The organism is Colwellia sp. Arc7-D, from assembly GCF_003061515.1.
In the GTDB taxonomy this organism is placed as follows: domain Bacteria; phylum Pseudomonadota; class Gammaproteobacteria; order Enterobacterales; family Alteromonadaceae; genus Cognaticolwellia.
This window is the reverse complement of sequence record NZ_CP028924.1, coordinates 2,949,111-2,960,528: the sequence shown is the minus strand read 5'-3', so window position 1 is coordinate 2,960,528 and position 11,418 is coordinate 2,949,111. Positions and strand designations below refer to the sequence as shown.

Here is an 11,418-nt window from a genome sequence, read left to right as displayed (position 1 = left end):
ATTAAAGCTTGTCAGTTGATATTGATAAATTTTATGATAGTACACGTCTTTTATCTGAGAGTATTACTATCAATATTGCTATGAATTTAACCAAATCATTAACAGCTATCGCCATTGTCAGTGCGCTGACACTTTCACAACCTAGTGTTGTTCATGCAGCAGACACTACAACTAAGACAGAGTCGCCATCTAGTTGGTTAAACTTGAGTGCTAAAGAGCTAAAAGCGGTAGAACGCTATGCAACCGAATATAAAGACTATATTTATAAAGCACCAACAGAACTAACCTTTGTTACAGAGACTGTTAAACGAGTTAAAAAACAAGGTTTTAAAAAATTTACTGAGAAAAGTAAATTAAAGCCAGGTGCACGTTTTTACGATGTTAACCGTGACCGTACTATTACATTGATGGTCATTGGCAATAAGCCATTAGAACAAGGCACACGTATTGTGGGCGCGCATATTGATGCGCCACGTCTGGAACTTAAAGGGCGACCACTATTTGAAAAAGAAAAATTTGCCATGTTTCAAACTTATATTCATGGCGGTATTAAAACCTATCAATGGGTTAATATTCCATTAGCTTTAGTCGGTAGAGTGGATAAAAAAGATGGTACAACGGTCAATATCTCAGTTGGTTTTGATGAAAATGATCCTATCTTTTTAGTGACTGATCTGGCACCGCATGTTGACTCACCTAACCGTAAACGCACCAGTCGTGATGTTATTGGCAAAGAAGAACTTGATATTATTGTGGCTGCTAAACCCGAGCTAGATAAAAAAATCAAAGATCAGGTTAGTGACTATTTAAAATCAGAATACAATATTTCAGTGGAAGATTTAGTTTCTGCCGAGTTGGCTTTAGTTCCTGCGACTAAACCACGTGATGTTGGTTTTGATCGCAGTATGATTGCTGCCTACGGCCAAGATGATAAAGCGTCATCAATCGCTGCAGTTAAAGCAATAACAGAGCAAAAAATTCCTGAGTATACGTCGATTGCTTATTTAGTTGATAATGAAGAAGTTGGTAACATTAACAACACTGGGGCAAGTTCAACTTATTTAGTCGACTTAATGAGTAGCTTATTGCATAACCAAAAAGGTGATAGCTATAACGATTACCAATTGCGTAAAGTGTTACGTAATACCAAAGTTATTTCTGCTGACGTCAACCCTGGTGTTAACCCAACATGGTCAAGTGTATGGGAGCTAGGTAATGCCCCAAGGTTGGGGAATGGCGTTAACTTAAAGCTTTATGGTGGCGGATTTAATGCTAATTCTGAATATATGGCATGGACACGAAACTATTTAGATAATGCTGATATTAAATGGCAAACATCGACTTACAAAGGTAAGGCTTCTGGCGGTACGATTGGCAGTGATTTATCTAACGATAATATGGAAGTGATTGATTTTGGTATTCCTATTTTATCAATTCACTCGCCTTATGCGGTTGGATCAAAAGTTGACTTATATTCACTATATAAAGCTATGTCAGCGTTTTACCAAGAAAAGTAAATACAAGTTTACTTAACTCTTGTGATGGTTATAGCGTGTGATTCATAAAAGCAAAAGCCGTATTTTATTAATACGGCTTTTTTGTCGGTAAAATTAACGCGCTTTGAGCAGTGAGTTAAGCAGTAATTGTGTTTATGGTTGTAAGTGCTGCTTTGCTGCCACCGGGTTAGCATACATAGTTAATAACCATTGCTGTTGCTCTAACGTAAGGTTTTCCATGCGCTTATTCAGGAGGGCTAAGACGGTATTATTGGTTTCTAGATGATTAAGTTTTGCGTGTGCCACTAGGTTAGTGTCGTACAATTTATAGTGACTAATAATAGCTTTATCAATAGCAGCAGCTATGGCTTTACTATCAGCATACTCGCCTTGAATAGGTTGACAAAACTCAATGTGAACTCTACCTTTTTGTCCGGTTAAGCCTTGTGTAATGCTTTTTAAGTCTTCACCTTCCTGCTTTTTATAACAGCCTGTTGCTTCTTTTTCTGCAAGTTCAATAGCTTTGTCGGTATCACAGGGATCAAACTCATAAGAGATGGATACAGGGACTATGTTAATTTCAGATAGATAATCGGCGATTGGTGTTTGTTTGTCTTTATTTAGCAATAACATAGAGATTAAAGCTGAATTTGTTTTATCTATACCGTCTTTGGCACGGCCTTCACGTTGAGCAATCCAAATGTTTTGCTGACGATTAGCAACCGTATCATGAATATACGCAGACAACTGTTTTGATGCATTGAGCATGGCACGTTTATTTTCTGCACTACGTTTAACGATAAAGCTTTTATTAATACGCATTAAATCAGCAACCCAGGGCTGATCTAATAAATTATCACCAACTGCAGCTTCAACGGTACTGATACCACTTTTATAGAGAGCTAAATTCACCAATGCAACATCTAAAACAATATCGCGATGATTACTAATAAATAGCGCAGGTTTGGTGTTGTCAAAGTTATCCATGCCGCTATAACTAAAACCAGCGGTACTTTTCTTGATCAAATGATGTAAATACTTCGCCACTTCGATTTGAATTTGATCTATATTGTGAAATTTTTGCGCGCGAATTTTTAACGACCACTTTACTATTGTGCGAGCAAATGAGGGACAAGCTTGATATAAGCGGGGCATTTTTAAACTAGCAATTGAAGCTTGTAAGCCTTTTTCGTTAATTAATTTTTCGATTACGTCAACTACCTCATCATCACGATAAGGGCGAATATCATCAAACATTCAAAAATCTCTTTTAAGGTCGAAAACAAATATTATATGAGTAATGATTATAACCGAATCATATTGAAATATGTGCTTTTTGTTTGATCGTTTAGTATTTATCTTTATTTATTTCATATACAAAAAAGACAATAAGTATTCGGCTTTTTCCAATCAAATAATATACAGATTTTATTAAATCAGTCAGTGGAGTGTTATTACAATAATTAGGTTTTTATTCAAATAACTCCCCCTGCGATAGGCGAAGATAGGCAAATAGTGATGCTATTAGATTTAATTGAAACTTAAACCGTATATATGAGACTAAAGATAACTTGCTCTCGGCATTCTAACGTTTATTAAAATTAATTAGAAAATAAACGGTAATTAACTTGCGTTTTTAACATTTTGACCCAAGTATTATTAATGAGTAGATAATAAAAAGGAACAAATATGAAAATAAATCTTTCGGGTCACCATGTTGACGTTTCAGATTCAATTAAAGAACATATCAATGAAAAGTTTTCAAAAATAGAGACACACTTCCCAACCTTAATTTCACTCGATGTAATTTTATCGCACGAACATAACCAACATAATGTAGAACTGCGAACAACCTATGAAGGTGGTCGAATTTCCGCTTCATCAAGCGATAGTGTTATGTATCCAGCTATTGCGGCAGCAGCGAAAAAATTAGATGCCGCATTAAAACACCGTAAAGGTTTGTTAAAAGCTAACCTACATAGTAAGCCCGTAAGCACAGCACCAGAAATTGCTCATGAAAAAGTTCAAGAAATGAGTCTAAATTAACCAATAAAGAACGTTAATTTATTTTAGGAGGCACCCGCCTCCTTTTTTTATGCTTACAAATTTAATGATTACCGGACTAAGCGGCTATTGAGTTTGGCATCATCATAAAATACCTTTAATATGTGCACTATCAAAATAGAATTTTAGGGGTTATATGCTAGAAATTTCCAACAATGTCACTATTGCTGATTGGGAAATTGAACTTACCGGGATAAGAGCTACTGGCAACGGTGGTCAAAGAGTCAATAAGGTTGAAACAGCAATCCATTTACGTTTTGATATTAAGCGTTCTTCACTCCCTGCCATTTACAAAGCTAGATTGTTAAAACTTTCAGACAGTCGCGTATCGAGTGACGGCATTATCATCATTAAAGCACAGTCTTTTAGAACGCAATCGATGAATAAAGACGATGCATTAAAGCGGTTAAAAGAATTAATTAGCACGGCCATGATAGTGAAAAAAGCTAGGCGGCCTACCAAGCCAACTAAAGGCTCTAACCTCAGACGTTTAGACTCTAAAAAGAAGGCTAGTTCGAATAAACTATTGCGTGCAAAAATTGATCACTAAGTGTTTTTATTAACTTATATCAACACACTTTTTATAAAATTAAGCCTTGCTGGCAAGCTTTAATCACCTTTATATGAAATATCCTGTAATTAAATAATAAAAATTAGGAAAGTAATATGGGAACTGAATTAACGTTTTGTCAGATGCCACTTGACCGCGCATCAACGTTAAGAAAAAATCAACAATGGTTAGATGAAAAGTTAAACGCCAATGACAGCCGTTTCTATTTTTATTGGCGTGGAAAATATCTGTATCTTGATGAGAAAATTTTTGTATTTAACAGAGAAGGTTCGATTGATAAACTATTGAATGTGTTAAATACTTCAGAATTCAATAAAATAATAACGGAAAACGCGCTAACTTTTTTAGGTACTGATAACAATGTAGCTATATTCGTTTGTGACCTGTCATCAATGCATGATGTTGATTTAAAGAAGTGGTTGGAAAAACTAGATTTAATTAACATGAAATTCATTGATTTTAGGAATTCGTTGTCATTACTAAATCAGCAACAAGGCGCTATATTAAGTTATGCAAAAGCGCTAATACATTGGCAGAGAAGTGCGAATTTTTGTGGCTCTTGTGGTGGCAAAACGAAGGCTATGGATGGTGGTCATCGAATGGTTTGTACAAACGATAGTTGTCAAAAAGAACATTTTCCGCGCACTGACCCTGTGGTTATTATGCTTGTTGAATATCAACCTAAATCTGGCCCTGCCGTTTGTTTATTAGCTGAACATCACAGAATTCCAGATAAAGTTTTTTCAACACTTGCTGGCTTTGTAGATCCAGGTGAGTCTTTGCAAGAAGCCGTTATAAGAGAAGTTTACGAAGAGGCGGGTGTTGATGTTGCTTCTGTTAGCTTTATTGATTCACAACCTTGGCCATTTCCCAACTCTTTAATGATAGGATTTTTTGCTCAAGCACAGGGAATGGATTTATGTCTAGAGGAAGAAGAGTTGCGCAGTGCAAGTTGGTTTACTGCTCAACAGTTATTAGACTTTAATGAGTGGGGAGATGAAGGTGATGCACCTAAGCTACCAAGGAAAGAGTCTATATCGCGATTATTAATTGATTTATGGTGTGAGAAGCAATTGAGTGTTACTGCTGATGTAATCGGTAAATAAAGAATAGGGCTAGTAGCGTGTTTACATTACTACTAACCCTAAATTTTTCGATATTTTATTATCAATATTTTACTATCGATATTTTACTATAGATAATAAAATATAAAGATAAGCTTTAACTTTTAAGACCTGTCATTAAATCCGCTATTTAAAACGTCTTCTTAATGTTAGTAAACTGGCAAACAGTAAACTAAACCAAGCAAATGAACCACCGCCACTGCTTGAATTTGTTGGTTCAGTTACTACTGGTGGAGTGGTGGTTGGTGGAGTTAATGAAGTGTTCTCTACAGCGGCTAGGCTGTCGGCGGTATTAACGGTAGCATCGAATATAGTTACTGTTTCGATAGTTACAAAGTTTTCAACACCTGGAACAAAACTACTATCAGAACACTGTGCAGCATTATAATCAGGCATAGGAATATCACTGCAAAGAAATAAGTCAGCCATATTATCGATATTATCCATACCTTCAATAATTTCACCGAAAACAGTAAAACCACCATTTTGCGTATCTAATGATGCCGCGCCACCGCTATTATCAGATAAGTTAACAAACCACTGACTTGTTGCGCTATTTTCGTCGTTAGCAACTTTAGCCATAGCGATAGTGCCACGAACATTAGAGTAGACAGGCTCGTTTATCACGGCACTGTTTGTTGCTATAGGGTTAAGCGGAAAATCGCCAGTAAACTCAAAACCACCGGCTTGCATTACAAACTCAGGTACTAAACGATGAACAACAGTGTTGTTGTAGTCTCCGTCATTAATATATTTTAAAAAATTGGCAACCGTTTCAGGTGTTGTTTCATCATGAAGATTAACCTTGAAGTTACCTTGTGATGTTGTAAATTCAACAACGGTAGCAAAGCTTGAGGCGCTAGAAAAAATAAGTGCTGCTATTGATGTTTTTGAAAATGTTGAGAGGTTCATAAAGTAATTACTTATTGTTTGTCAGGTCAGAAGTTAATGAATAGTAATGGGCTTTAAAGAAAACAACAAGCTTATATATGTTAACTTTTATTGTTCGTCACTCTATTGCTGAAACAAGTTGATGTGTGGGAGTTTCGCTATAATATGTGAAGTTTATTATAGCGAAATCATACTTAAGAGGAGCCCTTCATTGAAGTACTAAATAGCGTTGAATTAAATCGATTTAAAAAATCTACTTGAGCGAGGTAGGAAGTAATTATCATAATTTAATGAAAAAACGACCGTATTTGATCTACCTATAATCTCGTCTCTTGGTACTAGACCTATTACACGTGAATCAGCGCTGTTGTCTCGATTATCACCCATCACTAGATAATAACCATCTGGAATCGTTAGTGGTTTAAAGCTCGCAAGTTTATTACTGTTACCTTGCCCCAGCTTTACCTGAGTTCTTATTAAATGATTATTACCGGCAATACTTTCTTGGCTTATGGCAAAGCCAGAATGTTCAGACTTAAGTTTGTAATTCGCCGAGTGTTGGTTAATAAATAATTGGTTTTTATGCATTGATACTGTATCGCCAGGAACACCAATAACACGTTTAACAAGGCGCTTATCTGCCACTTTTGATTCGAAAATAATAATATCATTAGCTATGGGGTCAGCAAGTTTGAACAGTGAATGTTGGCTAAATGGTAATCTTAAATCATAAGCCATTTTATTAACTAAAATACGGTCGCCTTCAACAATGGTTGGTTTCATTGAGCCTGTTGGAACGTCATTCCAGTCGGCTACTGCACTGCGAAATACTAGCATTAAGCTTACAAATAGTATTAATGATGTGTTCTCTTTAAATACTCGATATATACTTTTTTTTATGTTTTTTTTCATAACAAGCCTCTGAAGTGATAGGTGAAATTAATAAATATTATTAATATTTTCTTAATAATAAAAAAATAACGACTTGGCTTTTGACCGAGTCGTTATTTTAAAGTTCCTAAAATGAGGCCGTGCTAGGACTGTTAAATGTAATTAATTATGTCAGTCTGCAAAGTGTAATTGCCTGCTTTAAGTTAGGGTTTATTTATTAACACTATTCGTCACTGTATCCCCAAGGCGCAGGTGGTGGTGTTACAGGTGCGGTTAGATCAAAGTCAACGCGAAACTCTCGCCCTTGTCGAATCAGTCTATAAGTAAATTTATCAGGGTAGATATACATCTGCCAAGTATTGCCTGCTGATTGCGGAATCCCGGTACTAACAAATAATTGTTTTGAGTATTCATCAGCGGGAAATGATTGTGCTTGATCCCAGCCTGCATCTGTTGTGTGACCGCCATACATAGTACTTTCATCATGACTACCATCACGATGACGATGATCATGCTTTAATGATAAACCTGAACCTGTTTTGGTGATAATCCAAGTTCGCGAGGCATCGTCACCAACATGAAAAGGTATTTCGAGTTTATCTTCTGAGCATTTTCGAACGTGCATGATTAAATCTTTGTTAGCAAAACTATCACCGCTCGCGTTATCAATAGTTACTTGGCCTTGATAGGCTTTATCACAGTGAGCCTTAATACTATTAAAAAAACTATCATGGGTTTCTATCGAGACTAACGGTGCTTCAGTTGCCATAGCAACATTAACAAAGGAGATGATACTAGTGGAAAATATGAGTGCTAATATGTTTGTTTTAGTTTTCATTTTATAAACCTAAATTGATTAATCTTTAAAACTTGCTTACCAAATGCTATCAGATAACTTATATAGATAGTTGAAAAATTTTAGCAGCTATAATGTTGACTTCAAATTTTTAAAAATTCCCTTGTAGTATTAACGTCGTCAGCGCAAAATTGCGAAAAATTATGCTGCAAAATATAAAGTGAAGGATAGATGAAATTAAAGACTGAACAGGTTGTTATTGGTTTAACTGACCCGAAAAGCCCGACCAATGTTGGTGCGGTAATGCGTGCTGCTGGATGCTATCAAGCAGATGAAGTGCGTTACACCGGTGTTAGATATGCCCGCGCAGCAAAATTTCATACCGATACAAAAGATGCATTAAAAAATATTCCATTAAATGCTGTTGATTCATTAATTCATGATATACCTTCCGATTTACGCATTGTTTGTGTCGATTTAGTGGAAGGAGCGATACCGTTACCTGAGTTTGAACACCCAGAAAAGGCACTCTACATTTTTGGCCCTGAAGATGGCACCATAGCTCAGGAGGTTATTAACGTTGCTGACGCTGTAGTGTATGTGCCAACAATAGGCTGTATGAACTTAGCCGCGAGCGTTAATGTTTTACTTTATGACCGTTTAGCAAAGTCGAAGCATTTAGTGGCTAATGACGATCTAATTAAACGCAGTCGAGACACTAATAATACGGTTTTCGTGAAAACCTAGTAAGTTGTAGCTAGAAGATTTAATCATCTATTTAAAATATTATTTATCAGTATTTGATACTTTTATTCTAAACAGGTTGACTATTGCTAGAAACTAGATACAATACGTCCAGCTAGAAAGTAAGACCTATATTTATGTACAAAGTTTCGCAGTTATATTAGTAAGTAGCTCGTCCTGTTTAATAAGTAATAGCAACACTCTCTGCAACATCGCCTTATTTTTGAGGCATCAATTACGAATAAATAGGATAATAAAATGTCTAATACAACTACTGGTACAGTAAAATGGTTTAACGAGTCTAAAGGCTTTGGTTTCATCGAGCAAGAGTCTGGTCCAGACGTTTTCGCACATTTCTCTGCAATCTCTGGCGACGGTTTTAAAACTCTTGCTGAAGGCCAAAAAGTACAGTTTACTGTTACTCAAGGTCAAAAAGGTCCTCAAGCTGAGAACATCGTAGCACTTTAATTAATATTTCTTAGCTGGTTATACTAGCTAAAATATTAACAGTGTTAAAAAGAGGGGAGACATTAGTCTGCCCTTTTTTGTGTCTGTAAATAAATAAAACTATGTCAGTGCTTGAGCAATACCAGCAACTAATAAAACACAAAAAGCTTACACCCGATACCGAGCAGTATAAAGCAGCCGTTGCTTTAGATAACCTTTCAAAAAAATTAACACACCCACCAAAAAAAATATCAGTAATTACCACAGTAAAAAATTTATTTACCAAGTGTGAACCTATTCAAGGCATCTACTTTCATGGTCGTGTAGGTCGCGGAAAAACCATGTTAATGGATTTATTTTATCAGCAACTTAGCATAACTCGTAAAAGGCGTATTCATTTCCATCATTTTATGGAAAGTGTTCATCAGCTTTTAAGCGAACATAGTGGTAAAGATAATCCATTGGCAGTTATTGCAAATATTTGGACTACTGAGGTTGATGTACTCTGCTTTGATGAATTTTTTGTCAATGATATTGGTGATGCTATGTTATTAGCGGGTTTACTTAGTGCCATGTTATCAAACGGTATTACTTTAGTGGTAACGTCAAACTGTCCACCAGAGCAGCTCTATAAAAATGGCTTACAACGTGAACGTTTTTTGCCGACAATTGATATTATTAATCACTACTGTCAGGTTATATCAATCGACGGACCTGATGATCATCGATTATTAAAAACAGATATCAATAACTTTATATATCGAGATTTTAATATAGGGGGTGACACTGAAAGTCACTTTTTAACAAATCATTTTAAAGCGTTAGTCGTAGGTAACGTTCGTTATAATGATAATATTTTTATTAATAATAGGGCTATAGCCTTTAGGGCGAGCAGTGATAATACTATTTGGTTTGATTTCATGGCGCTGTGTTCAAGCCCTCGAAGCCAAAGAGACTATATCAAGCTAGCAGATCGTTTTACCAATGTACTTATCAGTAATGTGCCACAATTTAGTGGCGAATTAATCCCTGCTGTATTTTCTGGTGTTGAAGATGGTTATCAACGAAGTGGTGTAGTAATGGGGCAATTAAGAGGCTTGGATGATGAGGCTCGTCGTTTTATCGCGCTTGTCGATGAATTTTATGACCGAGGTGTTCGCTTAATTGTTACTGCAGATGTTGATATTGCTGAACTTTATCAAGGTACACAACTTAATTTTGAATTCGCCCGCTGTCGCTCACGCCTTTTTGAAATGCAACGATTAAGTTATATAAATACCACCTCTTACTCCTAAAATGTTAGTTGTTAAATTAACCATAAAGTTAATAATCTCGCCAAGTTATCGTTTAATCTATTTATCTTTAAATTAATATGTTTTTCTTACTTGTTGATATTAAAGGTATTTTAATCTTGGCATCAGACTTGTAAATAAACTGGTTAACTGGCGGTTTTTATTTCATTCAAGCCGCTATTGAAACGTTTAATTATAAAGGAAGATTAAGATGAAAACATTGATTGCAACAGCACTAATGATGGCAAGTACTTTAACTTATGCGCACGATAATTCTTTTTCGAGTGAAGCATGTAATGTTGACTTAAATGGTGGCATTAATATCAGTGATACAGAAATCGTATTTTCTAAAAATAAATCGTCACTTTATACCATTGCAAACAATGATACATTGCTGATCAAAGGTAAGGAAGTTACGTTAACATCTCATCAAAAATCATTGCTACGTGACTATTCAAGCCATATTCGTGATGTTGTACCTGAAGTCAAAAGCATCGCCTTAGACGCTATAGATTTAGCCATTGACGGCGTTAATCTCGCTTTTAACGAATTATTAGGCGAAGGCAATAACGTCAGTTCTGATCTCACTACACAATTAATCAGTATTCGTGGCGAAGTTAACGCTGAATTTAATAACCAAAATAGTTTCTATATTGATGAAGAGGGCTTTTCAGGGAAAGATTTTTTTGGTGATGATTTTGAGCAAAGAATTGAATCTGCGGTAGAAAGTACGATCAAAAACTCTTTAGGGACTTTAATGATTGCAGTGGGCCAAGAAATACTGTTTTCAGGTGGAGATATGGACGCCTTTGAAACTAAAATGGATAATTTTGGTGAACTCATTGGCAACGAAATGGAAACTCGAAGTGAGAGCATAGAAAAACGAGGTGAAGCGCTATGTCAGTCGATCATTGTGATTGATGAAATGGAAGAGCAATTAAGAAATAGTATTAATGAAATTGCTGATTATGATTTTATTACCGCGAGTATAAAAACAAGCCATAATGAGATCTAAACTATTGTTTATCATTACTTAACCATTTTTAGTTTTACATTGTGTTAAAGATAGATACCGCATAAATATTAGATGGATACAAAACAG

Annotated in this window: 12 protein-coding genes; 8 read left to right on the top strand and 4 right to left on the bottom strand. The window is 35.7% G+C overall.

Translation table 11 applies throughout. From position 1 onward, the window contains the following. Positions 1-8 precede the first annotated feature (8 nt). Positions 9-1,517 carry a hypothetical protein gene (locus tag DBO93_RS12840; RefSeq protein WP_204100623.1) on the top strand — a complete coding sequence of 503 codons (1,509 nt, stop codon included), beginning with the start codon at positions 9-11 and terminating at the stop codon, positions 1,515-1,517. Positions 1,518-1,649: 132 nt separating this feature from the next. Here the strand turns inward: DBO93_RS12840 and DBO93_RS12835 are convergent, their stop codons facing one another. Beyond that, the gene (locus DBO93_RS12835; protein WP_108456698.1) at positions 1,650-2,753 is read right to left on the bottom strand and encodes a 1-acyl-sn-glycerol-3-phosphate acyltransferase; all 1,104 of its coding nucleotides are present in this window, start codon (positions 2,751-2,753) and stop codon (positions 1,650-1,652) included. A 432-nt stretch (positions 2,754-3,185) separates the two neighbouring features. Between DBO93_RS12835 and raiA the strand changes: the two genes are divergently transcribed. The 3 genes from raiA (at position 3,186) to nudC (ending at position 5,237) form a co-directional block, all read left to right on the top strand. Next, entirely contained in the window at positions 3,186-3,542 is a 357-nt protein-coding gene (raiA, locus tag DBO93_RS12830) for a ribosome-associated translation inhibitor RaiA (protein ID WP_108456697.1), read from the top strand. Positions 3,543-3,696: 154 nt separating this feature from the next. Continuing rightward, a complete protein-coding gene (arfB, locus tag DBO93_RS12825; RefSeq protein WP_108456696.1) occupies positions 3,697-4,110 on the top strand; it encodes an alternative ribosome rescue aminoacyl-tRNA hydrolase ArfB in 414 nt (137 codons plus the stop codon). 116 nt (positions 4,111-4,226) lie between these two features. Continuing rightward, complete coding sequence (gene nudC, locus DBO93_RS12820; RefSeq protein WP_108456695.1) at positions 4,227-5,237, top strand: NAD(+) diphosphatase; 1,011 nt, start codon at positions 4,227-4,229, stop codon at positions 5,235-5,237. Positions 5,238-5,381: 144 nt separating this feature from the next. Here the strand turns inward: nudC and DBO93_RS12815 are convergent, their stop codons facing one another. From DBO93_RS12815 to DBO93_RS12805, 3 genes are all read right to left on the bottom strand, one after another. Beyond that, positions 5,382-6,167, bottom strand: a complete 786-nt coding sequence (locus DBO93_RS12815; protein ID WP_108456694.1) for a peptidylprolyl isomerase — start codon at positions 6,165-6,167, stop codon at positions 5,382-5,384. 213 nt (positions 6,168-6,380) lie between these two features. Next, entirely contained in the window at positions 6,381-7,058 is a 678-nt protein-coding gene (gene lepB, locus DBO93_RS12810) for a signal peptidase I (RefSeq protein ID WP_108456693.1), read from the bottom strand. 202 nt (positions 7,059-7,260) lie between these two features. After that, positions 7,261-7,806 carry a hypothetical protein gene (locus DBO93_RS12805; RefSeq protein ID WP_108457838.1) on the bottom strand — a complete coding sequence of 182 codons (546 nt, stop codon included), beginning with the start codon at positions 7,804-7,806 and terminating at the stop codon, positions 7,261-7,263. A gap of 258 nt (positions 7,807-8,064) precedes the next feature. Between DBO93_RS12805 and DBO93_RS12800 the strand changes: the two genes are divergently transcribed. The 4 genes from DBO93_RS12800 (at position 8,065) to DBO93_RS12785 (ending at position 11,331) form a co-directional block, all read left to right on the top strand. Then, positions 8,065-8,580 carry an RNA methyltransferase gene (locus DBO93_RS12800; protein WP_108456692.1) on the top strand — a complete coding sequence of 172 codons (516 nt, stop codon included), beginning with the start codon at positions 8,065-8,067 and terminating at the stop codon, positions 8,578-8,580. A gap of 255 nt (positions 8,581-8,835) precedes the next feature. Further along, complete coding sequence (locus tag DBO93_RS12795; RefSeq protein WP_077287100.1) at positions 8,836-9,045, top strand: cold-shock protein; 210 nt, start codon at positions 8,836-8,838, stop codon at positions 9,043-9,045. Between the two features lie 101 nt (positions 9,046-9,146). Beyond that, positions 9,147-10,319 (top strand): cell division protein ZapE, encoded by a 1,173-nt coding sequence (gene zapE / locus DBO93_RS12790; protein WP_108456691.1) that lies wholly within the window; start codon positions 9,147-9,149, stop codon positions 10,317-10,319. A gap of 208 nt (positions 10,320-10,527) precedes the next feature. After that, positions 10,528-11,331 carry a DUF2884 family protein gene (locus tag DBO93_RS12785; RefSeq protein ID WP_108456690.1) on the top strand — a complete coding sequence of 268 codons (804 nt, stop codon included), beginning with the start codon at positions 10,528-10,530 and terminating at the stop codon, positions 11,329-11,331. The last annotated feature ends 87 nt before the right edge of the window (positions 11,332-11,418 follow it).

Excerpts from the sequence above, each read along its gene's own strand:
- DBO93_RS12835 (WP_108456698.1), bottom strand. The coding sequence starts at position 2,753 with ATGTTTGATGATATTCGCCCTTATCGTGATGATGAGGTAGTTGACGTA.
- nudC (WP_108456695.1), top strand. The coding sequence starts at position 4,227 with ATGGGAACTGAATTAACGTTTTGTCAGATGCCACTTGACCGCGCATCA.
- raiA (WP_108456697.1), top strand. The coding sequence starts at position 3,186 with ATGAAAATAAATCTTTCGGGTCACCATGTTGACGTTTCAGATTCAATT.
- arfB (WP_108456696.1), top strand. The coding sequence starts at position 3,697 with ATGCTAGAAATTTCCAACAATGTCACTATTGCTGATTGGGAAATTGAA.
- zapE (WP_108456691.1), top strand. The coding sequence starts at position 9,147 with ATGTCAGTGCTTGAGCAATACCAGCAACTAATAAAACACAAAAAGCTT.
- DBO93_RS12785 (WP_108456690.1), top strand. The coding sequence starts at position 10,528 with ATGAAAACATTGATTGCAACAGCACTAATGATGGCAAGTACTTTAACT.
- DBO93_RS12815 (WP_108456694.1), bottom strand. The coding sequence starts at position 6,167 with ATGAACCTCTCAACATTTTCAAAAACATCAATAGCAGCACTTATTTTT.
- DBO93_RS12805 (WP_108457838.1), bottom strand. The coding sequence starts at position 7,806 with ATGGCAACTGAAGCACCGTTAGTCTCGATAGAAACCCATGATAGTTTT.
- lepB (WP_108456693.1), bottom strand. The coding sequence starts at position 7,058 with ATGAAAAAAAACATAAAAAAAAGTATATATCGAGTATTTAAAGAGAAC.
- DBO93_RS12795 (WP_077287100.1), top strand. The coding sequence starts at position 8,836 with ATGTCTAATACAACTACTGGTACAGTAAAATGGTTTAACGAGTCTAAA.
- DBO93_RS12800 (WP_108456692.1), top strand. The coding sequence starts at position 8,065 with ATGAAATTAAAGACTGAACAGGTTGTTATTGGTTTAACTGACCCGAAA.